The sequence below is a fragment of the Massilia sp. R2A-15 genome (assembly GCF_030704305.1).
Lineage (GTDB): Bacteria > Pseudomonadota > Gammaproteobacteria > Burkholderiales > Burkholderiaceae_D > JAFCUW01.
The window spans coordinates 264,868-290,493 of sequence record NZ_CP131935.1 but is presented as its reverse complement, the minus strand read 5'-3'; the positions used below and the strand labels follow the sequence as shown (position 1 = coordinate 290,493).

The window sequence follows — 25,626 nt, the reverse complement described above, 5'->3', positions numbered from 1 at the left end:
AACGATCATGGAACGCGATCAGGCTTCAAAATTCATGTTCGACCTGCTCCGGCTGATGACCAGCAAGGGCGGCTCGGACCTGTTCATCACCGCGGGCTTCCCGCCGGCGATCAAGATCGACGGCAAAGTGACGCCGGTGTCGAGCCAGGCGCTGACCGCGGCGCACACCGCCGACCTGGCCCGCTCGATCATGAACGACAAGCAGACCGCCGGCTTCGAACTGACCAAGGAAGCGAATTTCGCCATCAGCCCGGGCGACCTGGGACGCTTCCGCGTTTCGGCCTTCGTGCAAATGAGCTGCGTGGGCATGGTGCTGCGCGTGATCACCACCACGATCCCGAAACTCGAAGACCTCGAGCTGCCGCCGGTGCTGGCCGACATTATCATGGCCAAGCGCGGCCTGGTGATCATGGTCGGCGCGACCGGCTCGGGCAAATCGACGACGATGGCGGCGATGGTCGGCTACCGCAACGAGAACAGCCACGGCCACATCATCACCATCGAAGACCCGGTCGAATACGTCCACCCGCACAAGAACTGCGTGATCACGCAGCGCGAAGTGGGCGTGGACACCGACAGCTTCGAGGCGGCGCTGAAAAACTCGCTGCGCCAGGCGCCCGACGTGATCCAGATCGGCGAGATCCGCGACCGCGAAACGATGGAGCATGCGATCGCGTTTGCCGAAACCGGCCACCTGTGCCTGGCCACCCTGCACGCCAACAGCTCTAACCAGGCAATCGACCGCATCATCAACTTCTTCCCGGAAGAGCGCCGCGCGCAGCTGCTGATGGATTTGTCGCTGAACCTGAAGGGCATGGTGTCGCAGCGCCTGATTCCGCGCAAGGAGTCCAAGGGCCGCGTGGTGGCGATCGAAATCATGCTCAATTCGCCGCTGATCTCCGACCTGATCTTCAAGGGCCAGGTGCACGAGATCAAGGAGATCATGAAGAAGTCGCGCGAGCTGGGCATGCAGACTTTCGACCAGGCGCTGTTCGACCTGCACGAGGCCGACAAGATCAGCTATGAAGACGCGCTGCGCAATGCCGACTCGGTCAACGATTTACGCCTTGCGATAAAATTGGAAGGCAAGGACGCGAAAAACCGCGACCTGTCCGCCGGCACACAACACCTGGGGATCGTCTGACCCGGACATCGGCAGCATCGGGGTCTGGTCCCGCGGACCTGACCCCATTTTCGATCTGATCGCCGGCCTTGCGCTAGAATCGCTTGGCAAGGACACGAAAAACCGCGCCCTGCTTCCCCGTCACGCACCACCTGGGATCCTCCGACCATGAACATTTTCGACTACTCGGCCACCAGCCTGGCCGGCGCGCCCGTGGATCTGGCGCAGTACAAGGGCAAGGTTCTCTTAATCGTCAACACCGCCAGCGCGTGTGGCTTCACGCCCCAGTACAAGGGGCTCGAGGAAGTCTACAAGCAGTTCAGCGACAAGGGCGTCGTCGTGCTCGGCTTCCCGTGCAACCAGTTCGGCGCGCAGGAGAAAGGCACCGAAGAAGAAATCGGCGCCTTCTGCGAGAAGAACTACGGCGTGACCTTTCCGCTGTTTTCCAAGATCGACGTCAACGGCGACGACGCGCACCCGCTGTTCAAGCAGCTCAAAAAGGAAGCGCCGGGACTGTTGGGCACCGAAGCGATCAAGTGGAACTTCACCAAATTCCTCGTCGGTAAAGACGGCAAAGTGTACAAGCGCTACGCCCCTTCGACCGCGCCGGCCGAACTGACCGGCGATATCGAAAAACTGCTTTCGGCCTGAATTGCTCCCTGTGCGTCGGCATCGCCGGCGTTAGGGTATCATCGCTGCTCATTCTTTCAGCAGAGCGCGCAGCAGACATGGATTCGCCATCATTGCAGGACCCGCGGGACCGATCGATTACCGACGGTGCCGTCAACATGGACTGGGCGTTCGAGCAAAGCCCTGACTGCATCAAGATCATGGGTCTCGATGGCGCGCTGCTGGCGATGAACCGCAATGGCATGTGCGCCATGGAGATCGACGATTTCTCCAATGTGCTTGGCCACAAGTGGCCAGTGCTGTGGCCAGACGCCACGCGCTCCAAGGTGCAGACCGCGATGGAGCGCGCGCTGGCGGGCGAGGAAGGACACTTCAATGCGTTCTGCCCGACCGCCAGAGGCACACCGAAATGGTGGGACGTCCTGGTCACGCCGATCCGCAATGGCGATGGCCATGTGGAGCGTCTGCTGGCGGTTTCGCGCGACATTTCCGAAGTGCGCCGCGCGGTCGAAGCGCAGCTCGAACTGGCGGCCCGCCTGCAATTTACGCTCGAGGCGACCGAAATTGGCGAATGGGACCTCGACCTTGAATCGCTCGCCGCCACGCGTACGCTGCGTCACGACCAGTGCTTCGGCTACCCGGACGGCGCGTCCGAATGGAGTGTCGACATTATGCTCGGGCACGTCCATCCGCAGGATCGCGCGCTCGTCGAAGCTGCATTCCACGAAGCGCTCAAAAACGATCGGCCGCTGCGGTTCGAGGCGCGCATCATCTGGAACGACAACAGCATCCACTGGATCAGCGTGCATGGCAGCCGCTATCGCTCGGCCGATCGGCCGGACCGCATGATCGGAATCGTCTCCGACATCACCGACCGTATGCGCACGACCGAAGAGCTGAAGGAAGCGAGCCAGCGCAAAGATGAATTCCTTGCGATGCTGGCGCACGAACTGCGCAACCCGCTCGCGCCAATCAGCGCGGCGGCGCAAATCCTCACGCTGGGCCGGGCCGATGCCGCCCTCACCCTCAAGGCCGGCACCATCATCGACCGCCAGGCGCGCCACATGAACCGCCTGCTCGACGACCTGCTCGACGTCTCGCGCGTCACCCAGGGGCTGGTGACACTGTCGATGATGCGCCTCGACCTGAAGCGCGTGATCGCCGATGCGGTCGAACAGGCACGCCCGATGATCGAACAGAATCAGCACCACTTCAGCGTGCAGCTCGATCCCGCGCAAGCGTTCGCGCTGGGCGACGACAAGCGACTGGTGCAGGTGCTGGCCAACTTGCTCAACAACGCGGCGAAATACACGCCGCGCGGGGGCAATATCGCGCTGCGCCTGCGCTGCAAAGGCGGTTTCGCGCACATCAGCGTCAAGGACGACGGCATCGGCATGGATTCGGCTACGCTGGAAAATGCGTTCGAACTGTTCTCGCAAGCGGCCCGTTCATCGGACCGCACCACCGGTGGCCTCGGTCTCGGCCTTGCGCTGGTCAAGAGCCTGGTCGATCGTCACGATGGCTCGGTCACCGGACATAGTGCCGGCAAGGGAATGGGAAGCGAATTCGAAGTCAGATTGCCGTTGCTGGCAGCGGGCCCCGCCGTGTCGAACGACGAAGCGGCGCGCGTTCCCGCAGGCTCGCGGCTGCGCCTGCTGATCGTCGATGACAACCGCGACGCCGCGGAAACGCTGGGGATGGTCCTGGGGGCCGACGGTCACGAAATTCACATCGCTTTCGCCGGGCAGGATGCGATCGACAGCGCGGCCGCGATCCGTCCCGACGCCTGCCTGCTCGACGTGGGCCTGCCGGACATGAGCGGCTACGAACTGGCGCGCCGCCTGCGCGCGCTGCCGGAGACGCGCGATGCATCGATGATCGCCGTGACCGGCTACGGCAGCAAGAACGACCGCGAGCACTCGGTCCATGCGGGCATCGACCACCACCTGACCAAGCCGGTCGATACAACCTTGCTGAAGCAGGCGCTGGCCGCCATCGCGCCCAAAGTCACCAACTGAAGATGGGGTCAGGTCGCAGGACCAGACCCCATTTTGATTTTCACGCCAGTGCGCGGTCGATCAGTTCGATCCAGTGCGTGACCGGGATGTCGGTTCCCGACTGCAGGTGGGTCAGGCAGCCGATGTTGGCCGAGACGATTTCGTCGGCGCCGGTCGCGGTGAGATTGGCCAGCTTGCGGTCGCGCAGTTCGTGCGACAGCTCCGGCTGCAGCATCGAATAGGTGCCGGCCGAACCGCAGCACAGATGGCTGTCGGCGCACAGCGTGACGTCCACGCCCGCCGCGCGCAGCACGCCTTCGACCTTGCCGCGGATCTGCTGGCCGTGCTGCAGCGTGCAGGGCGGATGGTAGGCTACACGTTTGCCGATTTTTCCTTTTAGTTTCGCGCCCAGCTCCGCCTCGAACTGCGGCATGATTTCCGACAGGTCGCGCGTCAGCGCCGAAATGCGCGCCGCCTTCTCGGCATACGCGCTGTCGTGCGCCAGCAGATGGCCGTATTCCTTGACCGTCACGCCGCAGCCCGACGCGGTCATCACGATCGCCTCGACCTGGTCCACCATCGGCCACCACGCGTCGATATTGCGGCGCATGTCGTCCAGCCCCGCCTCCTGGTCGTTCAGGTGGAAGCGCAGCGCGCCGCAGCAACCGGCCTTTGGCGCCACCAGCAGCTGCACGCCGACCGCATCGAGCACGCGCGCGGTGGCGCTGTTGATGTTCGGCGCCATCGACGGCTGCACGCAGCCATCCAGCACCAGCATCTTGCGTGCGTGGACGCGCGATGGCCACACACCCGCATCGGGCGTCGGCGGCAGCTTGTCCTGCAGGTTCTCGGACAGCAGCGGGCGCACCATCTGGCCGGCCTTGAACGCCGGCTTGAAGATCCATTCGCGCGGCAGCGTCTCTTTCAACAGCGTGCGCGTGATGCGCTCGCCGAGCGGACGCGCGACGCGCTGCTCGACCACCTTGCGGCCGATGTCCACCAGCCGCCCGTACTTCACGCCCGACGGACAGGTCGACTCGCAATTGCGGCAGGTCAGGCAGCGGTCCAGGTGCAGCTGGGTCTTGCGGGTCGGCTCGGCGCCCTCAAGTACTTGCTTAATCAAGTAAATACGGCCGCGCGGGCCATCGAGTTCGTCGCCCAGGATCTGGTAGGTCGGGCAGGTCGCGGTGCAGAAGCCGCAGTGCACGCAGGCGCCCAGAATCGCTTCGGCCTCGTTGCCTTCGGCGGTGCCTTTGATGAAGTCGGCGAGATTGGTTTGCATCAGTACATCCGTCCGGGATTGAATACGTTCGACGGGTCGAATGCCGCCTTGAGACGCTCGTGGATTTTTGCGATGGCCGGCGCCAGCGGCTGGAACACGCCAACGCTCTTGTCGCCGCCGCGGAACAGCGTGGCGTGGCCGCCGACCGCGGCGACGGCTTTACGGATGTCCTGCGCCGAGCCGCTGCCCTTGAGCCAGCGCTGCGCGCCGCCCCACTCGATCAGCTGCTCGCCCTTGAGGATGATGGCGCCGGTGGTCGATGGCACCGACAGGCGCCACAGGCTATCCGCGCCGTCAAAGAACGCATGCTCCTGCTCGCGCAGGCTGGCCCAGAACGCGGGACCGTCAACAACGGCTTCGCCGCCAAACTCGCGCACCGCCGCGTCCACCGCAGCCTGGGCGCCCTCGAGGCGCACGGTCAGCTGGCCATCGTGCCAGCAGCTCGCGGATATCGGCAACGGCTGGCCGCCCCACTCGTTCAGGCGCCGGATGGCGTCGATCTCGCTCATTTCGAATCGCAGCGTCGCCTCTCGCACCGCGCGCGGCAACACCTTGATCGAATGCTGCAGCATCAGGCCCAGCGTGCCCATGGAGCCGGCCAGCAGGCGAGAGACGTCGTAGCCGGCGACGTTCTTCATGACCTGGCCGCCGAAGGTGAGCATCTCGCCGCGACCGTCCATCATTACCGCGCCCAGCACGAAGTCGCGCACCGCCCCGCTGGTGGCGCGCCGCGGCCCCGAAAGTCCGGCCGCAATCGCGCCGCCGAACGTGGCGCCGGCGCCGAAGTGCGGCGGCTCGAAGGCGAGCATCTGGTTGCGCTCGGCCAGCACCGCCTCGATCTCGGCGAGCGGCGTGCCGCTGCGCGCGGTGATCACCAGCTCGGTCGGCTCGTAGTCGACGATGCCGGAAAACGCGCGGGTATCGAGGATGTCGCCATCCAGCGCCTGGCCGTACCAGTCCTTGGTGCCGCCGCCGCGAATGCGCAGGCTGCGCTTGTCGGCCGCGGCCGCGAGGATCCGGTCCCTGAATTGTTCGATGTGCTGCACTGTCATGTCCTCGTCAGAATCGCGGCAAGTCCGCAAACGGCAGCAGGCCGGCGCTGACCCGCATCTTGCCGAATTCGGCGCAACGGTTCAGGGTCGGGATGGCCTTGTCGGGATTAAGCAGGAACGGCACATCGAAGGCGCGCTTCACCGCGAAGAACGCGTCCAGCTCCGCCCTGCCGAACTGGATGCACATCGAATCGATCTTTTCCTTGCCCACGCCGTGTTCGCCGGTGATGGTGCCGCCGACTTCCACGCACAGCGCGAGGATGGCCGCGCCGAACGCCTCGGCGCGCGCGAATTCGCCCGGCTGGTTCGCGTCGAACAGGATCAGCGGGTGCAGGTTGCCGTCGCCCGCGTGGAACACGTTGGCGCAGCGCAGGCCGTATTCGGCTTCCATCAGTTCGATGCCGGTCAGGACCTGGGCCAGCTTCTTGCGCGGTATGGTGCCGTCCATGCAGTAGTAGTCGGGCGAGATGCGGCCGGCCGCCGGGAAGGCGTTCTTGCGGCCGGACCAGAATTTCATGCGCTCCGCTTCGGTCTGCGACACCTGGATCGCGCTGGCGCCGGCCGCTTCCAGCACCGCGGTCATGCGCTCGATTTCCTCATCCACTTCAAGCTGGGTGCCGTCGGCCTCGCACAGCAGGATCGCGGCGGCGTCGATGTCATAGCCGGCCTTCACGAAAGGCTCGACCATGCGCGACGAGGTGCGGTCCATCATCTCCAGGCCCGCGGGAATGATGCCGGCCGCGATCACGCTGGCCACGGCGTTGCCGCCGGTGACCACGTCGTCGAACGAGGCCATGATCACCCGCGCCGACTGCGGCTTGGGCACCAGCTTGACCGTCACTTCGGTGACGATGCCGAGCATGCCTTCGGAGCCGATGAAAACCGCCAGCAGGTCCAGGCCCGGCGCGTCGAGCGCCTCGCCGCCAAGCTCGATGATGTCGCCATCGATGGTGGCCACGCGCACGCGCAGCACGTTGTGCACGGTCAGGCCGTACTTGAGGCAGTGCACGCCGCCCGAGTTTTCGGCCACGTTGCCGCCGATGGTGCAGGCGATCTGCGACGACGGATCGGGCGCGTAGTACAGGCCGTGCGGCGCGGCCGCTTCCGAGATGGCGAGGTTGCGCACGCCCGGCTGGACCACGGCGGTGCGCGCGTACGGCTCGACCCGCACGATGCGGTTCAGGCGCGCGGTGGAGATGACCACGCCGTCGTGCAGCGGCAGCGCGCCGCCGGACAGGCCGGTGCCGGCGCCGCGCGGCACGATCGGCACCTTCAGCTCGCGGCAGATGTTGAGGATCGTGAGCACCTGCTCTTCGGAGTCGGGCAAGGTGACGACCATCGGCAGCTGGCGGTAGGCCGCCAGGCCGTCGCATTCGTAGGGATGCGTGTCTTCGGGGTCGGACAGCACGCAGCGTTCGGGCAGCGCGGCGCGCAAGGCTGCCGCCACCTGTTGCCTGCGCTGGGGATCGATGGGGAGTGACTGGGACATATGACGATTGTACTGGATTGGCATTTTGCCGTATCCTCGGCCTATTCGATTTAAGGAAAAAATCATGGGAAACAGGCTTTCAAAAATCGCGACGCGCACGGGCGACAACGGCACCACCGGGCTGGGCGACGGCAGCCGCACCGAGAAGGACAGCGCGCGCATCGCAACCTTGGGCGATGTGGACGAACTCAATAGCTTTGTCGGGCTGCTGCTGTGCGAGGACATGCCGGCCGACCTGCGCGAGGAACTGGTGACGATCCAGCACGACCTGTTCGACCTTGGCGGCGAGCTGTGCATCCCGGGCTTCCAGCTGATCACGGACGCGCACGTGGTGCGGCTCGATGCGATGCTGGAGAAGTACAACGCGGACCTGCCGGTACTGAAGGAGTTCATCCTGCCGGCGGGGTCGCGCGCCGCGTCGATCGCGCACGTGTGCAGGACCGTGTGCCGGCGCGCGGAGCGCAGCATCGTCACTCTGGGGAAGGCGGAGAAGATCAACGAGCATCCGCGCCAGTATGTGAACCGGCTGTCGGATCTGATGTTCGTGCTGGCGCGGGTGCTGAACCGGTTTGCCGGCGGCAGCGACGTGCTGTGGCAGCACGAGCGCAAGCGGTAAAGCGAAGATGGGGTCAGGTCCGCAGGACCAGACCCCGATACTGCAAGCGCCGCGTCACGAAGCCGGGGTCTGGTCCTGCGGACCTGACCCCATGTTGCATTAGCTATTGTTGACGACCAGCCGCGGCTCGGCCACGGCAAAGCGCTGGCGAATCGACGCGGCGATACCCTTGGCGTCGAGCCCGACGCCGGCCAGCAGTGCCGCCGGATCGCCATGGTCGATGAACTGGTCCGGCAGACCGAGCATCATGATCGGCTTGACCATGCCCTCGGCGGCCAGCGCCTCAGCCACGGCCGAACCGGCGCCGCCCATCACGCAGCCCTCTTCCACCGTCACCAGGTAGTCGTGCTCGCGCGCCAGCTGCTTCACCAGCTCGACGTCGAGCGGCTTCACGAAGCGCATGTTGGCCACGGTCGCATTCAACTCTTCGCCGGCCTTGACGCTCGGCGCCACCATCGAGCCGAACGCCAGGATCGCCACGCCGGCGCCGCGGCGCTTGATTTCGCCCTTGCCGATTTCGATCGAGGTCAGTTCCTTCTCGATGACCGCACCAATGCCGGCGCCACGCGGATAGCGCACCGCCGCCGGTCCGTTGTAATGGAAGCCGGTGGTGAGCATGCGGCGGCATTCGTTTTCGTCCGACGCCGCCATCACCACCATGTTCGGGATGCAGCGCAGGTAGGCCAGGTCGTAATTGCCGGCGTGGGTCGCACCGTCGGCGCCGACCAGGCCCGCGCGGTCGAGCGCGAACACCACGTCGAGGTTTTGCAGCGCCACGTCGTGGATCAGCTGGTCGTAGGCGCGCTGCAGGAAGGTCGAGTAGATCGCCACCACCGGCTTCAGGCCTTCGGTCGCCAGGCCACCGGCGAAGGTCACCGAATGCTGCTCGGCGATGCCGACGTCGAAGTAGCGGTCAGGGTACTGCTGCTCGAAGCGCACCATGCCCGAACCTTCGCGCATCGCCGGCGTGATGCCGACCAGGCGCTTGTCGGCGGCCGCCATGTCGCACAGCCAGTTGCCGAACACTTCGGTGTAGGTGACCTTGCCCGCTGCCGCCGGCGGCTTGATGCCTTCGGACGGATTGAACTTGCCGGTGCCGTGGTACAGGATAGGCTCGGCCTCGGCCAGCTTGTAGCCCTGCCCCTTCTTGGTGACGACGTGCAGGAACTGCGGGCCCTTGAGCTTCTTGATGTTTTCCAGCGTAGGAATCAGCGATTCGAGGTCGTGGCCGTCGATCGGGCCGATGTAGTTGAAGCCGAACTCCTCGAACATCGTGGCCGGAACCACCATGCCCTTGGCGTGTTCTTCCAGGCGTTTGGCCAGCTCGCGCACCGGCGACGGCAGCACCGATTTGCCGACCGTCTTGGCGGCCGCGTAGAACTGCCCCGACATCAAGCGCGCCAGGTAGCGGTTCAGCGCGCCGACCGGCGGCGAGATCGACATGTCGTTGTCATTCAGGATGACGAGCAGGTTAATGTCTTCCTGCACGCCGGCGTTGTTCAGCGCCTCGAACGCCATCCCGGCCGTCATCGAGCCGTCGCCGATCACGGCGATCGCGTGGCGATGCTCGCCCTTGATCTTGGCCGCCTGCGCCATGCCGAGCGCCGCTGAAATGGAGGTTGACGAGTGCGCGGTGCCGAAGGTGTCGTACTCGCTCTCGTCGCGCTTCGGGAAGCCCGACAGGCCGGCGAACTGGCGCAGCGTGTGCATGCGGTCGCGCCGTCCGGTGAGGATCTTGTGCGAATAAGTCTGGTGGCCGACGTCCCATACGATGCGGTCGTGCGGCGTGTTGAACACGTAGTGCAGCGCGATCGACAGCTCCACCGTGCCCAGGTTGGACGACAGGTGGCCGCCGGTTTTCGACACCGACTCGAGCAGGTACTGGCGCAGCTCGTGCGCCAGCGGCGTGAGCTGGGTGCGCGCCAGCTTGCGCAGCTGGGCCGGTTCGTTGATTGTTTCTAGCAAGTTCATTTACGCTTTCCGCTGCACGATGAGGTCCGCCAGCTGGCGCAACCTCTGTGCTCCTTCTCCAAACGGCGCCAGCGCTTCATGCGCTTCACGCCTCAATTTTTCCGCCAGTTGCTGCGACTCTTCCAGGCCGAGGATCGACACGTAGGTCGGCTTGCCGTTCGCCGCGTCCTTGCCGGCGGTCTTGCCCAGCGTGGCCGAATCCGCCGTCGCATCGAGCACGTCGTCCACAACCTGGAACGCCAGGCCGATCGCGTTCGCGTACGCGTGCAGCGCAACGCGTTCGTCGGCCGTTACTTCGCGTCCGGCCAGCGCGCCCAGCATCACGGACGCGCGCAGCAAGGCGCCGGTTTTCAGCTGGTGCATGCGCTCGAGCTGTTCGATCGTCAGCGCCAGGCCAACGCTATCGAGGTCGATCGCCTGGCCGCCGCACATGCCGAGCGACCCGGACGCGCCGGCCAGCACGCGCAGCATCGACACCAGGCGTCCCGGCGGCAGGCTGTAGTCGCGCGACAGCACGTCGAAGGCCTGCGCCTGCAGCGCGTCGCCCACCAGCAGCGCGGTCGCTTCGTCGTAGGCCACGTGCACCGTCGGCTTGCCGCGGCGCAGGGCGTCGTCATCCATGCACGGCATGTCGTCGTGAACCAGCGAGTACGCGTGGATCATTTCGACCGCCGCCGCGGCGCGCTTCAATACATCGGTCTCGGCGCCGAACAGGCCACCGGCGGCGAACACCAGCAGCGGGCGCACCCGCTTGCCGCCGCCGAGCACCGTGTAGCGCATCGCTTCGTGCAATTTGGCCGGCGCCACATCGGGCTGCGGCAGGAACTCGCCGAGCGCGTCCTCGACATGCACCTGCACCGTCTGCATCCAGCCTTCGAAGGAAGCATACAGCGTCATTGCGCGCCCTCGTCGATGCCTTCGGCGGCGAACGGCTTGAGCATGTCGCCTTCGAGCACCTTGACCTGGGATTCCACTTTTTCGAGCTGGGCCGCACAGTACTTGACCAGCTCGGAGCCGCGCGCGTAGGCGGCCACCGATGCCTCGAGCGGCAGCTGGCCCGACTCCATCTGGGTCACCAGTTGCGCCAGCTCGGCCATCGCCTGCTCGAACGATTCGGGCGCCGGCGCCGCGTCGTCCGCTGTTAATTTCTTTGCCATAGATGCTTTATTCGTAAGGCCGCGCGCAACTTGTGCGCCGGCGGCCAGTCTAATTCTTTATTCTAGATCAATCCACCGCTTCGGTGATGACGCGTGGGTCTTATGCCAGCATGCGCACAAATGCACATTTTATCGTACTCGGTCGCGTCCCAATGAAAACGATGCTTTTGCTGCAATACCTGCATCGCACGGCACCACATTCCCGCGCCGATCCGAGACTGTAGAGCCCGTTCCACGGTATAATCGCCGGTTCTGTCCGAAATACCGTATTCCGCAGCCAAAAATACTGGTCTTTGGATTCTTTCTCTTCTTTGCGTGATGCATATATTAAAGGGGGGTTGGGATGTCCGATCTGGCTACCCACGCCAAGCTGGCGCGCCCGAACGCGCAGCTTCCGGTAGATGTTTATTTTGACGACGCGCTCCTGAAGCGCGAGATACAGCAATTGTTCCAGTCGGGGCCGCGCTACGTCGGCCACGAACTGATGGTGCCCGAGGTCGGCGACTTTGCCACGCTCGCGTCCGAGAAAGAAGGCCGCATGCTGGTGCGCAATCCGCACGGCATCGAAGTGCTGTCCAACGTCTGCCGCCACCGCCAGGCGCTGATGTTCAATGGCCGCGGCAACGCCGACAACATCGTCTGCCCGCTGCACCGCTGGACCTACGACCTCAAGGGCGAGCTGATCGGCGCGCCGCACTTCCCCGAGACGCCGTGCCTGCACCTGGCCAAGACGCCGCTGCAAAACTGGAACGGCCTGCTGTTCGAGCAGAACGGCTACAACGTCATGGAAAAGCTGTCGAAGCTGTCGGTGACGAAGGATTTCGATTTTACCGGCTACATGTTCGACCACGTCGAAGTCCAGACCTGCAATTACAACTGGAAGACCTTCATCGAGGTCTACCTGGAGGACTACCACGTCGAGCCCTTCCACGCCGGCCTGGGTGGCTTCGTCAGCTGCGACGACCTGCGCTGGGAATTCGGCCGCGACTACTCGGTGCAGACGGTCGGGGTCAACCGCGGCCTGCAGAAATCCGGTTCGGCGATCTACCAGAAGTGGCAGGAGCAGGTGCTCAAGTTCCGCGGCGGCGTGCCGCCCGAGAACGGCGCGATCTGGTTCACGCTGTACCCGAACATCATGGTCGAGTGGTATCCGCACGTGCTGATCGTCTCGACCCTGTGGCCGGACGGCCCGCAAAAGACGCGCAACGTCGTCGAGTTCTACTACCCCGAGGAGATCGTGCTGTTCGAGCGCGAATTCATCGAGGCCGAGCGCGCCGCGTACATGGAAACCTGCGTCGAGGACGACGAGATCGCCCTGCGCATGGACGCCGGCCGCCGCATCCTGATGGAGCGCGGCGTCAGCGAGACCGGGCCGTACCAATCGCCGATGGAAGACGGCATGCAGCACTTCCACGAGTGGTACCGCGCCAATATCGACATCGCCGGCCAGGAGAGCTGATGGCGTCGATGTGGATGCTGGCCGCCGCCTTCCTGTTTTCCGTGATGGGGGCGTGCGTCAAGCTGGCATCCGCCTCCTTCTCCATTTCCGAAATCGTCATGTACCGCGGCCTGATCGGCGTGGTCATGCTGTCGCTGCTGGTGCGCCACCAGGGCGGCAGTTTGCGCACGGTGCACATCAAGGATCATCTCTGGCGCGGCTTCGTCGGCGTGCTGTCGCTGTGGCTGTGGTTTTACGGGATATCCAAGCTGCCGCTCGCGACCGCCGTCACCCTCAACTACATGTCGCCGATCTGGATGGCGGCCTTCCTGTTCTGCGCCGGCTGGTGGCATTCGAAGGACCACGTCGAATGGCCGCTGGTGGGCGCCATCCTGCTGTCCTTCATTGGCGTCACCCTGGTGCTGCAGCCGGCGTTCGAAGCGCGTCAGTGGCTCGGCGCGATCACCACGCTCTGCTCCGGCATGCTGTCGGCCGCGGCCTACCTCCAGGTGCGCAAGCTGTCGCAACTGGGCGAGCCCGAATACCGCGTGGTGTTCTATTTTTCGGTGGTGAACCTGATGGCCGGCCTGGCGGGCAGCGCCACCACCGTCGTCGATCCTTCCGTCGTCACCTGGCACGCATTGGACCTGCGCGGCGCCGCGCTGATGTTGACGATGGGCGTGTCGGCCACGCTCGCGCAGATGGCGATGACGCGCGCCTACGGCACCGGCAAGACACTGGTGGTGGCCAACCTGCAGTACACCGGCATCATCTTCTCCAGCGTCTGGGGCATGCTGCTGTGGGGCGACCGCTTCGACTGGCACGTCTGGCTCGGCATGGCCGTGATCCTCGGGTCCGGACTGGCCGTCACCTATTACAATACCCGCAGCACCGACCGCGGCACCGCGGTCGAGAAGACCGATCCGATTGCAAGCGAGACCTGAGGACGCCATGAACACCACACTGATTTCCGCCAGCGAACTAGCAGCGCGCATCGACGACCCGAAAGTCATCGTGGTCGACTGCCGCCACGACCTGATGAACCTCGAGGCCGGGCGCGAAGCCTACGCTGCGGGGCATATTCCCGGCGCCGTGTTCGGCGACATGGAGCATGCGCTGTCGGGCGCAAAGCGCGGCGCCGACGGCCAGTTCCGCGGGCGCCATCCGCTGCCCGAGCGCGCCGCGCTGATCGAGACGCTGCGTTCGTGGGGAGTCGGCAACGACACCCAGGTGGTGGCCTACGACGCGCATGGCGGCATGTACGCGGCGCGGCTGTGGTGGCTGCTGCGCTGGGTCGGCCACCCGGCCGTCGCGGTGCTCGATGGCGGGATGCCGGCCTGGCAGGCGCTGGGGCTGCCGCTGTCGGCGGACACGCCGGTGAAGGCGCGCGGTTCGCTTGCCGAGCGCGAGCCGCTGGTACGCACTGTGACTGCGGGCGAGGTGCTGGCCAACATCGGCACGGGCGAGCGCCAGGTGGTCGATGCGCGCGCGCCGGACCGCTTCCGCGGCGAGAATGAAACCATCGACCCGGTGGGCGGGCATATTCCCGGCGCGAAGAACCGCTTCTTCAAGGACAATCTGCAGGCCGACGGGCGCTTCAAGGATGCGGCGCAGCTGAAGGCCGATTTCGCGCCACTGTTCGCCGATCCGGCCAAGGCCGTGATGCAGTGCGGCTCGGGCGTGACGGCCTGCCACAACCTGCTCGCGCTGGAAGTGGCGGGCATGCCGGGCGCCGCCCTGTATCCGGGATCGTGGAGCGAATGGTGCGCAGACCCGGCGCGGCCGGTGGCCACCGGAGCCTGAGCCGCTGGGGTCTGGTCCCGCGGACCTGACCCCATTTTGATATTCACGGCTGAAGATGGGGTCAGGTCCGCAGGACCAGACCCCGGCGCTAGGCCCGGTGCCCGCCCGTCAGGAACAGGACGATCAGGACTCCGGCGCCGATCAATAGCACCTGCGGCACCGATTCGCGCACCGTGGCGCGGCGCTGCATCTGCGGCATCAGGTCGCTGACCGCGATGTAGATGAAGCCCGACGCGGCAAACACCAGCACATACGGTATCAGCCCGCTGGCCCGGTCCAGCGTGAAGTAGCCCAGCAATCCTCCCGCCACCGCCATCAGGCTGCACAGCAGGTTGAACACGTAGGCGCGCGTGCGCGTGAAGCCGGCATTGAGCAGCACGATGAAGTCGCCGATCTCCTGCGGGATCTCGTGCGCGATGATCGCCAGCCCCGTCACCAGCCCGAGCTGCGGATTGGCCAGGAAGGCCGCGGCGATCAGGATGCCGTCGGTGAAGTTGTGCATGCCGTCGCCGATCAGGATCATCCATCCCGCCTTGCCCGCCTCGCGCGCGTCGTGCCCGTGCGCGTGGTGGTGGCCGTCGCCTTCGTGATGGTGCGAGTGGCGCAGGATCGCCAGTTTCTCGAGCATGAAAAAACACAGCAGGCCGGCCAGCAAAGTGCCGAACAAGCTGCGCGGATCGGCCTTCGAATCGAACGCTTCCGGCAGCGCGTGCAGCAGCGACGTCGACAGCATGATGCCGACCGACAGGCTGACCATGCGCTCGACCATCTTCGACAGCAGCGCGAACGAAAACACCGCCGCGGCGGTGATGGAAAACACGCCGGCGATGGTCGTCGCCAGCAGGATGGATAGGAGAATCGGGTCGATTTTGAAGCCTCGTGAACGCGCGTTTGCCATGACGGCAACTCGGCATTGTACTGCACAGCGCCGTCACGGCGGCCCGCTCATCAGCAACCCCGGCCGGCGCTGAGGCGCGCGCCGGCCGGGGCCGGATCAGTTGCCGACGGTCGGCAACGGCAGCGTGCGCGTGGTGGTGTAGCCAGGCGCGGACGCGGCGACCGTGTAGACGCCGACGCCCGGCGTGACCGTCTGGGCGCTGAACGCGAGCGGCTGCCCGGCGGCGTACGGGGCCAGCAGCGGCGCCGCCACCGGCATGTTGTCGAAGCGCACCGAGCCCGTGCCAAGGTCGGCGATCCGGTAGTTGATCGTCACCACCGGGCCCGACGCGAAACTCTGGATCGCGCTGCCGAACGCCGGCTGCACCTGGCTGGCCGGAATCAGCGACAGGCTCGCGTCGATCCGCCCGATGCCGCTGGCCTGCAGCGTCAGCGGCGCGGCGGAGCCATTGAGCGCGACCGTGCTGACCGCGGACGCTACCGGCACCGCGGCGATCACCGCGGCGGAGCGGCCGTCGGCGGTGATCACCACGTCGTAGTTGCCGGGACTCAGGCGCGACAGGAAGAATTCGCCGGTGACCGGATCAGGCACGGTGGCGCGCACGATGATGCCGCCTTGCTGCGCCGTCACCAGCGCATGGGCGCCGAGCAGGCTTGGGGCGACGAAACCGGTGATGCCGTTCTTGACCGTCTGCACGGCCTTGACGTACGGACGCAGCAGGTACTGGCCGCCCTTCGGCACCACCGAGCGGCAGGCGTCGAAATCGGCCACCAGGTTCAGGGTCTGCCCGTTGACCAGGTCGAAGCCCGCGTCGATCAGGATGCCATCTGGCGCGGACTCCTGGGTCAGCAGCGGGACTTCGGTGCTGGTGCCCGTCACCACGACGCTGTTGGTGGTGTCGTGGGCGTTGTTCGGATCGAGCACCAGGCGCGCCTGGCCGTACTGGCCCGGCGTCAGGGCCGCGGTGGCCAGGGCTTCGAGGGCGCCATTGCGCATGTTCGCCAGGTTGATGCGGCGCGCAGGCTGCACCGGAATTTCGGTCCAGCCCGGGTCGCTCGGGGCGGCGGTCGCGCTCGGGTGGAACCGCACCTTGGTGACCGTGACGTTGACGGCATCGAAGCCGCAGGCCGGCTCCGCCACCACGCCGAATTTCACGGTGCCGAACAGGACGGTTGGCAATGGCGTCGGGGCCGGGGCCGGGGCAGGAGCCGGTGCGGGAGCCGGGGCGGGCGTCGAGCCGGTGTCCGTCGCGGGGAAGGTCCACGTCGGCACAGGCGCCTGATCCGGAAGCGGGGTCGGGACGGTGGTGTCGGGCGCCGGCGTTGGCGCTGGCGCTGGCGCCGGGGCCGGTGCGGGTGCTGGCGCAGGCGCGGGGGCTGGTGCTGGTGCTGGTGCTGGTGCAGGCGCCGGCGCGGGCGCGCTGACGCCGCTGGAGCCGCCTCCGCCTCCGCCGCATGCGGTGACGATGGCTGCGGCCATGGTGGTGAGTGCGATCAGGCGAAAGTTGTGGAGCGTGGTTTTCATGGTGAGCCTCGAATTCGAATAGTGGGCAGCGTGCTACGGCCGCAGCAACGAGCTCTGCCACGGATTCGATCTTATAGACTCGTCCCAACATTTCCGTTCGCAAACTCACATAGCAAAAGGAAATTGCGAGAAAGCCATAATTAATAATTATTTAATGCAACTATACTCCGGGAAATAAAAAAAGCCCCAAAGAATCTTTTCTTCGGGGCTGGCAAGTGTTGCTAAACGGCCGATTACGGGATCAGCGCGAAATTCACATTCGCCTGGTTCGCTGCCGAAACATCGACCGGCGTGATCGACTTGGTGGCGTAGCCCGTTGCCGACGCCTCGACTGTGTACTTGCCGGCGCCCGGGGTGCTGGTCAGGTTCTGGCTGAACACCAGCGGCAAGGTCGCGCTGTAGGCCGTGTACTGCGGCGCGGCCACCGGCAGCTTCGCCAGGGTATAGGCGCCGGTTGCCAGGTCGGCGCCGGCGTACTTGATGACGACCGTCGGGCCGGCGGCAAACGACTGCTTCGCCGCGACGTAGGCAGGCTCGGTGGCGCTGGCCGGCGTCATGGTGACGGCGCCCGCGATCGAAGCGCTGGTGCTGGCGGCCAGGGTGATCGGCGCTGCCGCCGTGCTGAGCGCGGTGGTGCTGCTGATGGAGGCGACCGGCACCGCGGCGACCACGGAAGCGGCGCGGTCGTCGGCGGTGATGACGACGTCGTAATTGCCCGGCGTCAGGCGCGACAGGAAGAATTCACCGGTCGAACTCGGCACGGTGGAGCTGACGATCGCGCCGTTCTGCTGGGCCGACACGCTGACGTGGCTGGCCAGCAGCGCCGGGCTGATGAAGCCGGAGATGCCGTTGATCGCGGTCGGCACGACCTTGACGACCGGCTTGAGCAGGTACTTGCCGTTGCCGGTCGTGACCACCGATTTGCAGGCGTTGAAGTCGACCACCAGGTCAACGCGCTGGCCGGCGACGACATCGAATTCGTTGACCAGCTTGATGCCGCTCTGGGTCGCGCTTGGCGTGGTCAGCGAGGTCTCGGTGGTGCTGCCGGTGGCAACGACGGAGTTGGCCAGGCCGTTGCCGCTGTTGGCGTCGAGCACAAGGCGCAGCTGCGAATAATGGCCGGGCGCCAGCGTGGTCTGGCCGAGCGATTCGAGCACGCCATTGGACAGGTTCAGCAGGTTGATCTTCTTGGCGGGCGAGAGCGTGATGTCGGTCCAGCCGGAATCGGTGTCGGACGCGCTGGAGCTCTGGTGCACGCGCACCTTGTTGACGGTGACGTTGACCGCGTCGAAACCGCAGGCCGGCGCGTCGGTCATCGAAACGCCCAGCGTGCCCATGGTGGCGGTGGGCGCCGGCGTGGCGGTCGTGCCGCCCCCGCCGCCGCAGGCGACCAGGGTTGCCGCGGCAATGGCGGTGGAAGCGAACAGGGCGATGCGGGAAGTCGATGCGTTCATAAGATTGCCTTTGATAGTTGTACGGTGAAAGCTTGAAATCAGCCACCCAAACACAGCTGTAATGACACCTTACTATCCGTACGGCAACCTATTGGTGCGCCAACACACCTTGAAACGACTGCTTACACCAATTACAGGATGGCATTGTCAAGACGATCATGGAACGTTGTTAAATGCGCATACCGGGGTAGATTATGCGAGATCTTGCATATTCGGGGAGGGGGCTGGTCCTGCGGACCTGACCCCATTTTTCGGCATCCGCTGGCATCGACCAGGATGGGGTCAGGTCCGCAGGACCAAACCCCGTTGGCAACTTAATGCGCCTCTTCCCAGTTCTTGCCGATGCCCACTTCGGCCAGCAGCGGCACCTTCAGCTCGGCCACGCCGGCCATCAGCGCCGGCAGCTTCACTTTCACCAGTTCCAGCTCCGCTTCCGGCACCTCGAGCACCAGCTCGTCGTGCACCTGCATGATCATGCGCGTGCCCAGATTGTCCTGCTCGATCCAGCCCTGCACCGCGATCATCGCCAGCTTGATCAGGTCGGCCGCCGTGCCCTGCATCGGCGCGTTGATCGCGGCCCGCTCGGCGCCCTGCCTGCGGGGACCGTTCGGCGAATTGATCTCCGGCAGCCACAGGCGCCGCCCGAACACCGTCTCGACGTAGCCGCGCGCCTTGGCCTGCATGCGCGTGTCGTCCATGTACTGCTTCACGCCCGAAAAGCGCGCGAAGTATTTGTCGATGTAGCTCTGCGCCGCGGCGCGCTCGACGCCCAGGTTGGTGGCCAGGCCGAACGCGCTCATGCCGTAGATCAGGCCGAAGTTGATCACCTTGGCGTAGCGCCGCTGCTCGCTGTCGACGTCCGCCGGCGCCACGCCGAAGATCTCGGCGGCCGTGGCGCGGTGGATGTCCTCGCCCTCGGCGAAGGCGTGCAGCATGGCCGCGTCTTCCGAGATGTGCGCCATGATGCGCAGCTCGATCTGCGAGTAGTCGGCCGACACGATCACGTTGCCCGGCGCGGCGATGAAGGCTTCGCGGATGCGCCGCCCTTCCGCGGTGCGAACCGGGATGTTCTGCAGGTTCGGATCGTTCGACGACAGCCGCCCCGTCACCGCCACCGCCTGCGCGTAGTTGGTGTGCACACGGCCCGTGTCGCGGTTGACCATCTTCGGCAGCTTGTCGGTGTAGGTCGACTTCAGCTTGGACATGCCGCGGTATTCGAGCAGGATCTTCGGCAGCGGAAAATCCTCGGCCAGCTTTTGCAGCACTTCTTCGTCGGTCGATGGCGCGCCGCTCGGCGTCTTCTTCACCACCGGCAGTCCCAGTTTGCCGAAGAAGATCTCGCCGATCTGCTTGGGCGAGCCGAGGTTGAACGGGCCGCCGGCCAGTTCGTGCGCCTTGGCCTCGAGCTCCATGATGCGCTTGCCCAGTTCGGCCGACTGCACGTCGAGCAGCGCGGCGTCGATCAGCACGCCGTTGCGCTCGATCTTCTGCAGCACCACCGACGTCGGCAGCTCGATCTGGCGGTAGATGAAGGCCAGCTTCGGATCGCTCTCGACCGAATCCTTCATCGCGTGATACAGGCGCAGCGTGATGTCGGAATCCTCGCCCGCGTACTCGGTCGCGCGCTCAAGCTCGACCTGGTCGAAGCAGATCTGGCCGGCACCCTTGCCGCACACTTCGGTGAACGGGATGGTGGTGTAGCCCAGGTGGCGCAGCGCCATGTTGTCCATGTCGTGCGGCTTGTGCGACTCGAATACGTAGGACTGCAGCAGCGTGTCGTGCGCGATGCCGCGCAGCGTAATGCCGTGGTTGGCGAAGATGTGGCTGTCGTACTTGAGGTTCTGGCCAACCTTCGGCTTGGCCGGGTCTTCCAGCCAGGCCTTCATCTGCTCCAGCACCAGCTCGCGCGGCAGCTGCTGCGGCACGCCGGCGTAGCGGTGCGCCAGCGGGATGTAGGCGCCCTTGCCTTCTTCGACCGACAGTGAGATGCCCACCATCTGCGCCGTCATCGGCTCGAGCGAGGTGGTCTCGGTGTCCACCGAAGTCAGTTCGGCCGCGTCGATCAGCGCCAGCCATTTATCAAGCTGTTCCTGCGTGGTGACGGTCTCGTACTCGCCGCGGATCAGCGGCACCAGCTGCGGCTCGCCGAACAGGTCGGGCGAGGTCGGCGCCGGGCCTTGCGGGCGGCCGGCGTCCGGGCTGTTGACGATTTCCTTGAGCAGCGTCTTGAAGCCGTAGCGCTGGAAGAAGTCCTTCAGGCCTTCGAGGTTCTCCGGCTGGCCGACCAGCGATTCGGTGATCGACACCATGTGCCCGGACAGGTCGCAGTCGCACTTCACGGTGATCAGCTCGCGGCCCTGCGGCAGCCAGGCGAGCGCCGTGCGCAGGTTCTCGCCAACGGCGCCGGTGATCTTCGCGTGGTTCTCCATCACGCCCTCTAAACTGTCGTGCGCCGCCAGCCATTTCAGCGCGGTCTTCGGGCCGCACTTCATCACGCCGGGGATGTTGTCCACGGTGTCGCCGATCAGGGTCAGGTAGTCGATGATGCGGTTCGGCGGCACGCCGAACTTGGCCAGCACGCCCGCTTCGTCGAGCTTCTCGTTGGTCATCGTGTTGATCAGCATGACCTTGTCGTTGACCAGCTGCGCCAGGTCCTTGTCGCCGGTCGAGACAATGGTGTTCATGCCGAGCTTGGACGCTTCGACCGACAGGGTGCCGATCACGTCGTCCGCTTCCACGCCTTCGACCATCAGGATCGGCCAGCCCATGTGCTTGACGGCTTCGTGGATCGGCTCGATCTGCTGGCGCAGGTCGTCGGGCATCGGCGCGCGCGTGGCCTTGTAGTCGGGATACATGTCATCGCGGAAGGTCTTGCCCTTGGCGTCGAACACGCAGGCAATGTAGGCCGCGGGGTAATCGGCGCGCAGGCGGCGCAGCATGTTGACCATGCCGTGCATCGCGCCGGTCGGGTGGCCGTCCGGGCTGCGCAGGTCCGGCAAGGCGTGGAATGCGCGGTACAGGTAACTGGAACCGTCGACTAACAGCAGGGTATTTTGCATAGTGCTCGATATGGATGAGGGCCGCAGGGGCGGCGAAGCGGCTGTCATTATCGCAGAATCCCGCTTGGAGAAAACGCAACAATTCGCAACGCGGTATGCTCTCCATATGGGGACGAATTCGACGCGTTCCACTGGCAGTCGTGTCGATTTGTTACAATGGCATATAACGAATGACTAGGCAAAACATCATGGCGCGCTCTACTTCTGTTTGGAAATTTTTGCTGCTCGGCACGCTCGCGCACGCCAGCTTGGTCCAGGCCCAGCAGGCTCAGCAGACACCGCCCGCGGCCACGCCGCCCAAGCTCGAGCGCATCGAGGACGGCAGCGACCAGCCGGTCACCATCACGCCCCAGCAGCGCGGCAAGCAGAAGGTGACGGAGAAGCGTGAAGGCGGCCGCGTCACCGAAGTGCAGGTGACTACCGGCAAGAGCAGCTACACGATGAAGGCGCCGACGCCCGGTTCGGTGAACGACCAGGCCGACCTGACCGGCAGCAAGCTGCGTCCGCCGCAGTGGAAGGTGCTCGAATTCGACCTCTCCGGCAAGAAGAAGCAGACCGACGCGGAAGCGGCCGCCGCCGCGGCCGAAGCGCCGGTGCTCGCGCCCGCGCCGCCGCCGCCCGTGATCGTCAAGTAAGCCTTGCCCCCGGGCGCCCCGGCGCCCTCCCCCAACTCCTTTTCCCTTTCGCTTGCACATGGCAGTTTTCACCTCGGTCAGCCTGGACGACCTCTCCCACTGGATCGAGCAATTCCCCCTGGGTCAAGCCACGGCAATCAAGGGCATCGCCTCCGGCATCGAGAACAGCAATTTTTTCATCAGCACCGAGCGCGGCGAATTCGTCCTGACGATTTTCGAGAACCTCGACTTCGACCAGCTGCCGTTCTACCTCAAGCTGATGCACCACCTGGCCGAGCGCGGCGTGCTGGTGCCGGCGCCGGTGGCCAACGAGGCGGGCGAGCTGGTGGTGCCGCTGCACGGCAAGCCGGCCGCCATCGTCAGCAAGCTCGACGGCGCTTCGCAGATGGACCCGCAGCCGGTGCACTGCGCCGCGGTCGGCGCGATGGTGGCGCGGATGCACCTGGCCGCGCGCGACTTCCCGATGAGCCAGCCGAACCTGCGCGGCCTCGACTGGTGGACCGCGACGGCGCCCCAAGTGCTGCCGTTCCTGTCGGCCGACAATGCCGAGCTGCTGCGCGCCGAGATCGCGTTCCAGCAGCAGGTCGCCGCCAGCGAAGCCTACCGCCAGCTGGCGCGCGGCCCGGTGCACGCCGACCTGTTCCGCAATAACGTCATGTTCGACGGCGAGCGCCTGACCGGCTTCTTCGATTTCTATTTCGCCGGCTGCGACACCTGGCTGTTCGACCTGGCCGTCACCGTCAACGACTGGTGCATCGACCAGGACAACGGCAAGCTCGACCCTGCCCGCGTGGACGCGATGCTGCTCGCCTACCACGCAGTGCGGCCGTTCACCGACGCCGAGCGCGCCAGCTGGCAAGCGATGCTGCGCGCCGCCGCGCTGCGCTTCTGGCTGTCGCGCCTGTACGACCTGTACCTGCCGCGCCAGGCGGAAATCCTGACGCCGCACGATCCGGCCCATTTCGAACGCATCCTGCGCGAACGCATTGCCACCGCGGCGCCGGAATTGCCGGCATGAGCGCGATTCCCGCAAAGGCAGGCTGGAGCTGGCTCAAGCAAGGCATGGGGCTGTTTCGCAAGCAGCCGGGCGCGCTGACCACGCTGCTGTTCGCCAACGTGTTGTTCAGCCTGGTGGTCGGCATCATCCCCGTGCTCGGCCAGATTGCCGGCGCGGTGCTGATTCCGTCGCTCAGCATGGCGTTCATGCAGGCCTGCCGGCTGATCGAGAATAACCAGCGCGTCACGCCGGCCGTGCTGCTGACCGGCTTTCGCAAGACCGTGGTCAAGGACCTGTGCAAGATCGGGCTGGCCTACCTGGCCGTCTCGATGGTGCTGAAACTGGTCGCGTGGCTGCTGATCGACGACGAATTCCTCAAGCAGGCGATCAATCCGGGCAACCCGCCGGTGGTCGCGCTATCCGACATGCTCGGCATGCTGCTGATCGGGTTCCTGCAAACGGCCACGGTGATCGCGCTGTGCTTCGCGCCGCCGCTGGTGTTGTGGCAGCGGATGCCCCCAGGGAAAGCCATCTTCTTCAGCTTTTTCGCGGTGCTTCGCTCGGCGCGCGTATTCCTGGTCATGCTGCTGGCCTGGGTCGGCATTCTCATGGTGTCGGCGTCGGTACTGATGATGTTCTTCGGCATGAACACGTTCGGCCGCATCGCCATCACCTGGCTGGGGTTCTTGTTCGTGCTGTTCCTGCAGTGCGCGATGTACGTCGGCTACCGCCAGATTTTCGGCGTGCCGGAAGCCGCGGCGCCGGCCAGCGGGCTCCGTTAGCCACGCCGCGCTTGCGCAAAAACAACACCCTGCAGCGTTTGTCTTTACAGATGATATTGCCACACGGCAATATATGATCGCCTGCCTCTGTTGAGGCCGTTCCGATCACCTGTCTGGAGACCGCATGAAAAATCTGCCCTTGACCCGTACTTTGCTCGGCGCCGCGTGCGCTGCCGCCGTACTCGCCGCTTGCGGCGGCGGCGGGAGCGCCAGTGCGCCAGCCGCACCGGCGCCCGCCGCGCCCGCCGCCCCCGTCCTGCTCGGCATGCCGACCGTATCGGGCACCGTCACCGGATTCGGCAGCGTGATCGTTGACGGCGTGCGCATCGACGACGCCAAAGTTGCCGCGGGCAAGGAAAAGGCCGACGGCACCGTCGCAGCCGCCGAACTGAAGATCGGCCAGCACGTCGAGGTCGAGCACGACGGCAACCTGGTGGCGACGAAGATTCGCGTCAGCGCCGAAGTCGAAGGTTCCGTCGCTGCCGTCGACCTGGCCGCCGGGACGATCACGGTGCTGGGCCAGACGGTGACCATCAACGCCGACGCGGCGCTGGGTCCGGTGACCGTGTTTGGCGCGCCCTACACGAAGCTCGATGACGTCAAGGCCGGCGACGCGGTCGAAATCCACGGCCTGATCAAGACCGACGCCGCCGGCAAAGTCTCGCTCCAGGCGACGCGCATCGAAAAGAAGAGCGCCGACATCGCGGACCGCGTGAACGGCATCATCTTCGACCTGTCGGCCACGGCCCACACCTTCAAGGTTGGCAAACTGCTGGTCGATTATTCCGCCGCGACAGTCATGCCGGCCGGCGCGGTGCTGGCCAACGGCAACGAAGTGACGGTGGCCATCCCGGTCGGCACGGTCGAAAAAGGTGTGGCGGTCAAGGCCAGTGCCATCAAGGTCAAGGACCGCAAGGCCGAAAGTCAGGGCAAGGAAGTCGAACTGGGCGGCGCCGTATCGGCGTTCGACACGGCCGCCAAGGTGCTGACGGTGAACGGCGTGAAAGTCGACGTGTCGGCGATCGCATTCAACCAGCCGGGCAAGACGCTGGCCGACCTGAAGCCGGGCGCGTACATCGTCGTCAAGGGCACCTACGGCGCCGACGGCGTGCTCAAGGGCGCCACGGTGGTGGTGCGCGGCGTCGAGCAGGAAAAGGGCAAGGAAGTCGAACTGCACGGCTCGATCGCCGACTTCCGCTCGATGGCCGACTTCAAGCTGCGCGGCGTAACCATCGACGCCACCGGCGCCACCATCGACACCGCGTCCTGCCTTGGCGTGACCCAGCTGGGCAACGAGATGCAGGTGGCCGTCACCGGCAGCCTGAGCCCTTCCGGCGTCGTCAAGATCACTTCGGTGAAGTGCGAAAAGGTTGACAGCGCAAGTATCGTCGTCACGCGCCAGGGCAAGGTCAGCAAGGTCGACACGACCGCCAAAACCTTCGCGATCACGACCAGCAAAGAGACCATCACTGTTTCGTGGGGCAGCGCGACGACCTTCGTCGATGTCGATGCCGCCACCATGGCCGACAAGTACGTCACGGTCGAGGCGAACACGTCCACTACCGGCCTGCAGGCGAGAAAGATTTCGCTGATTAAGCAGTAAGCCGGCCCGCCCCGCCGCCGACTCTCCCCCGGAGCAATCCGCGGGAGAGTTTTTTTTGGCCTGCTCCCGCGAAGAAGGATGCCCGCGCCGCGCGATGTTAAACTTCGCCCCACAGA

General features: G+C 65.4%; 21 protein-coding genes. 11 read left to right on the top strand and 10 right to left on the bottom strand.

Features of this window, described 5'->3' with window-relative positions:
- Window positions 1-7: 7 nt before the first annotated feature.
- The 3 genes from Q4S45_RS01310 (at window position 8) to Q4S45_RS01300 (ending at window position 3,771) form a co-directional block, all read left to right on the top strand.
- Window positions 8-1,144 carry a PilT/PilU family type 4a pilus ATPase gene (locus Q4S45_RS01310; RefSeq protein WP_305508411.1) on the top strand — a complete coding sequence of 379 codons (1,137 nt, stop codon included), beginning with the start codon at window positions 8-10 and terminating at the stop codon, window positions 1,142-1,144.
- Between the two features lie 147 nt (window positions 1,145-1,291).
- The gene (locus Q4S45_RS01305; protein WP_305508409.1) at window positions 1,292-1,774 is read left to right on the top strand and encodes a glutathione peroxidase; all 483 of its coding nucleotides are present in this window, start codon (window positions 1,292-1,294) and stop codon (window positions 1,772-1,774) included.
- Window positions 1,775-1,911: 137 nt separating this feature from the next.
- Entirely contained in the window at window positions 1,912-3,771 is a 1,860-nt protein-coding gene (locus Q4S45_RS01300; RefSeq protein WP_305508407.1) for an ATP-binding protein, read from the top strand.
- A gap of 40 nt (window positions 3,772-3,811) precedes the next feature.
- Here Q4S45_RS01300 and glcF read toward each other — a convergent pair whose 3' ends face one another.
- Genes glcF through Q4S45_RS01285 form a run of 3 tightly spaced genes read right to left on the bottom strand, consistent with a single transcriptional unit; the run spans window position 3,812 to window position 7,573 of the window.
- A complete protein-coding gene (gene glcF, locus Q4S45_RS01295) occupies window positions 3,812-5,032 on the bottom strand; it encodes a glycolate oxidase subunit GlcF (protein ID WP_305508405.1) in 1,221 nt (406 codons plus the stop codon).
- Window positions 5,032-6,084, bottom strand: a complete 1,053-nt coding sequence (gene glcE / locus Q4S45_RS01290) for a glycolate oxidase subunit GlcE (RefSeq protein WP_305508399.1) — start codon at window positions 6,082-6,084, stop codon at window positions 5,032-5,034. The genes glcF and glcE overlap by 1 nt, the downstream gene beginning before the upstream one ends.
- 7 nt (window positions 6,085-6,091) lie before the next feature.
- Window positions 6,092-7,573, bottom strand: a complete 1,482-nt coding sequence (locus Q4S45_RS01285) for an FAD-linked oxidase C-terminal domain-containing protein (protein ID WP_305508397.1) — start codon at window positions 7,571-7,573, stop codon at window positions 6,092-6,094.
- Window positions 7,574-7,637: 64 nt separating this feature from the next.
- On the opposite strand from Q4S45_RS01285, the gene Q4S45_RS01280 reads away from it, so the two are divergent.
- Window positions 7,638-8,189, top strand: coding sequence for a cob(I)yrinic acid a,c-diamide adenosyltransferase (locus tag Q4S45_RS01280; RefSeq protein ID WP_305508395.1), 552 nt, complete (start codon window positions 7,638-7,640; stop codon window positions 8,187-8,189).
- Window positions 8,190-8,288: 99 nt separating this feature from the next.
- Here Q4S45_RS01280 and dxs read toward each other — a convergent pair whose 3' ends face one another.
- The 3 genes from dxs to Q4S45_RS01265 are packed head-to-tail and all read right to left on the bottom strand — an operon-like array spanning window position 8,289 to window position 11,317.
- The gene (gene dxs, locus Q4S45_RS01275) at window positions 8,289-10,160 is read right to left on the bottom strand and encodes a 1-deoxy-D-xylulose-5-phosphate synthase (protein ID WP_305508393.1); all 1,872 of its coding nucleotides are present in this window, start codon (window positions 10,158-10,160) and stop codon (window positions 8,289-8,291) included.
- Window positions 10,161-11,057, bottom strand: a complete 897-nt coding sequence (locus tag Q4S45_RS01270; protein ID WP_305508391.1) for a polyprenyl synthetase family protein — start codon at window positions 11,055-11,057, stop codon at window positions 10,161-10,163.
- Window positions 11,054-11,317, bottom strand: a complete 264-nt coding sequence (locus Q4S45_RS01265; protein WP_305508389.1) for an exodeoxyribonuclease VII small subunit — start codon at window positions 11,315-11,317, stop codon at window positions 11,054-11,056. The genes Q4S45_RS01270 and Q4S45_RS01265 overlap by 4 nt, the downstream gene beginning before the upstream one ends.
- 343 nt (window positions 11,318-11,660) lie before the next feature.
- Between Q4S45_RS01265 and Q4S45_RS01260 the strand changes: the two genes are divergently transcribed.
- The 3 genes from Q4S45_RS01260 to Q4S45_RS01250 are packed head-to-tail and all read left to right on the top strand — an operon-like array spanning window position 11,661 to window position 14,558.
- Window positions 11,661-12,776 (top strand): aromatic ring-hydroxylating dioxygenase subunit alpha, encoded by a 1,116-nt coding sequence (locus Q4S45_RS01260; protein WP_305508388.1) that lies wholly within the window; start codon window positions 11,661-11,663, stop codon window positions 12,774-12,776.
- Complete coding sequence (locus Q4S45_RS01255; RefSeq protein ID WP_305508386.1) at window positions 12,776-13,699, top strand: DMT family transporter; 924 nt, start codon at window positions 12,776-12,778, stop codon at window positions 13,697-13,699. Before Q4S45_RS01260 ends, Q4S45_RS01255 begins: the two co-directional genes overlap by 1 nt.
- A 7-nt stretch (window positions 13,700-13,706) precedes the next feature.
- Entirely contained in the window at window positions 13,707-14,558 is an 852-nt protein-coding gene (locus Q4S45_RS01250; protein ID WP_305508384.1) for a sulfurtransferase, read from the top strand.
- A gap of 88 nt (window positions 14,559-14,646) precedes the next feature.
- On the opposite strand, the gene Q4S45_RS01245 is transcribed toward Q4S45_RS01250, so the two are convergent.
- From Q4S45_RS01245 to polA, 4 genes are all read right to left on the bottom strand, one after another.
- Window positions 14,647-15,456: a ZIP family metal transporter gene (locus Q4S45_RS01245; RefSeq protein WP_305508382.1), complete on the bottom strand. Its 810-nt coding sequence runs from the start codon at window positions 15,454-15,456 to the stop codon at window positions 14,647-14,649.
- Between the two features lie 96 nt (window positions 15,457-15,552).
- Entirely contained in the window at window positions 15,553-16,980 is a 1,428-nt protein-coding gene (locus tag Q4S45_RS01240) for a DUF4382 domain-containing protein (RefSeq protein WP_305508380.1), read from the bottom strand.
- 233 nt (window positions 16,981-17,213) lie between these two features.
- A complete protein-coding gene (locus Q4S45_RS01235) occupies window positions 17,214-18,434 on the bottom strand; it encodes a DUF4382 domain-containing protein (RefSeq protein ID WP_305508378.1) in 1,221 nt (406 codons plus the stop codon).
- A gap of 314 nt (window positions 18,435-18,748) precedes the next feature.
- Complete coding sequence (polA, locus tag Q4S45_RS01230) at window positions 18,749-21,493, bottom strand: DNA polymerase I (protein WP_305508376.1); 2,745 nt, start codon at window positions 21,491-21,493, stop codon at window positions 18,749-18,751.
- Window positions 21,494-21,663: 170 nt separating this feature from the next.
- Here polA and Q4S45_RS01225 point away from each other — a divergent pair, with 170 nt between their 5' ends.
- From Q4S45_RS01225 to Q4S45_RS01210, 4 genes are all read left to right on the top strand, one after another.
- Window positions 21,664-22,128: a DUF2782 domain-containing protein gene (locus tag Q4S45_RS01225; RefSeq protein ID WP_305508374.1), complete on the top strand. Its 465-nt coding sequence runs from the start codon at window positions 21,664-21,666 to the stop codon at window positions 22,126-22,128.
- A 58-nt stretch (window positions 22,129-22,186) separates the two neighbouring features.
- Window positions 22,187-23,146 carry a homoserine kinase gene (locus tag Q4S45_RS01220; RefSeq protein ID WP_305508373.1) on the top strand — a complete coding sequence of 320 codons (960 nt, stop codon included), beginning with the start codon at window positions 22,187-22,189 and terminating at the stop codon, window positions 23,144-23,146.
- Entirely contained in the window at window positions 23,143-23,907 is a 765-nt protein-coding gene (locus tag Q4S45_RS01215) for a BPSS1780 family membrane protein (protein ID WP_305508371.1), read from the top strand. Before Q4S45_RS01220 ends, Q4S45_RS01215 begins: the two co-directional genes overlap by 4 nt.
- Window positions 23,908-24,031: 124 nt before the next feature.
- A complete protein-coding gene (locus Q4S45_RS01210) occupies window positions 24,032-25,510 on the top strand; it encodes a DUF5666 domain-containing protein (protein ID WP_305508369.1) in 1,479 nt (492 codons plus the stop codon).
- The last annotated feature ends 116 nt before the right edge of the window (window positions 25,511-25,626 follow it).

Excerpts from the sequence above, each read along its gene's own strand:
- glcE (WP_305508399.1), bottom strand. The coding sequence starts at position 6,084 with ATGACAGTGCAGCACATCGAACAATTCAGGGACCGGATCCTCGCGGCC.
- Q4S45_RS01265 (WP_305508389.1), bottom strand. The coding sequence starts at position 11,317 with ATGGCAAAGAAATTAACAGCGGACGACGCGGCGCCGGCGCCCGAATCG.
- Q4S45_RS01285 (WP_305508397.1), bottom strand. The coding sequence starts at position 7,573 with ATGTCCCAGTCACTCCCCATCGATCCCCAGCGCAGGCAACAGGTGGCG.
- Q4S45_RS01280 (WP_305508395.1), top strand. The coding sequence starts at position 7,638 with ATGGGAAACAGGCTTTCAAAAATCGCGACGCGCACGGGCGACAACGGC.
- polA (WP_305508376.1), bottom strand. The coding sequence starts at position 21,493 with ATGCAAAATACCCTGCTGTTAGTCGACGGTTCCAGTTACCTGTACCGC.
- dxs (WP_305508393.1), bottom strand. The coding sequence starts at position 10,160 with ATGAACTTGCTAGAAACAATCAACGAACCGGCCCAGCTGCGCAAGCTG.
- Q4S45_RS01220 (WP_305508373.1), top strand. The coding sequence starts at position 22,187 with ATGGCAGTTTTCACCTCGGTCAGCCTGGACGACCTCTCCCACTGGATC.
- Q4S45_RS01305 (WP_305508409.1), top strand. The coding sequence starts at position 1,292 with ATGAACATTTTCGACTACTCGGCCACCAGCCTGGCCGGCGCGCCCGTG.
- glcF (WP_305508405.1), bottom strand. The coding sequence starts at position 5,032 with ATGCAAACCAATCTCGCCGACTTCATCAAAGGCACCGCCGAAGGCAAC.
- Q4S45_RS01300 (WP_305508407.1), top strand. The coding sequence starts at position 1,912 with ATGGACTGGGCGTTCGAGCAAAGCCCTGACTGCATCAAGATCATGGGT.
- Q4S45_RS01270 (WP_305508391.1), bottom strand. The coding sequence starts at position 11,057 with ATGACGCTGTATGCTTCCTTCGAAGGCTGGATGCAGACGGTGCAGGTG.
- Q4S45_RS01250 (WP_305508384.1), top strand. The coding sequence starts at position 13,707 with ATGAACACCACACTGATTTCCGCCAGCGAACTAGCAGCGCGCATCGAC.
- Q4S45_RS01240 (WP_305508380.1), bottom strand. The coding sequence starts at position 16,980 with ATGAAAACCACGCTCCACAACTTTCGCCTGATCGCACTCACCACCATG.
- Q4S45_RS01245 (WP_305508382.1), bottom strand. The coding sequence starts at position 15,456 with ATGGCAAACGCGCGTTCACGAGGCTTCAAAATCGACCCGATTCTCCTA.
- Q4S45_RS01215 (WP_305508371.1), top strand. The coding sequence starts at position 23,143 with ATGAGCGCGATTCCCGCAAAGGCAGGCTGGAGCTGGCTCAAGCAAGGC.
- Q4S45_RS01260 (WP_305508388.1), top strand. The coding sequence starts at position 11,661 with ATGTCCGATCTGGCTACCCACGCCAAGCTGGCGCGCCCGAACGCGCAG.
- Q4S45_RS01310 (WP_305508411.1), top strand. The coding sequence starts at position 8 with ATGGAACGCGATCAGGCTTCAAAATTCATGTTCGACCTGCTCCGGCTG.
- Q4S45_RS01235 (WP_305508378.1), bottom strand. The coding sequence starts at position 18,434 with ATGAACGCATCGACTTCCCGCATCGCCCTGTTCGCTTCCACCGCCATT.
- Q4S45_RS01210 (WP_305508369.1), top strand. The coding sequence starts at position 24,032 with ATGAAAAATCTGCCCTTGACCCGTACTTTGCTCGGCGCCGCGTGCGCT.
- Q4S45_RS01225 (WP_305508374.1), top strand. The coding sequence starts at position 21,664 with ATGACTAGGCAAAACATCATGGCGCGCTCTACTTCTGTTTGGAAATTT.
- Q4S45_RS01255 (WP_305508386.1), top strand. The coding sequence starts at position 12,776 with ATGGCGTCGATGTGGATGCTGGCCGCCGCCTTCCTGTTTTCCGTGATG.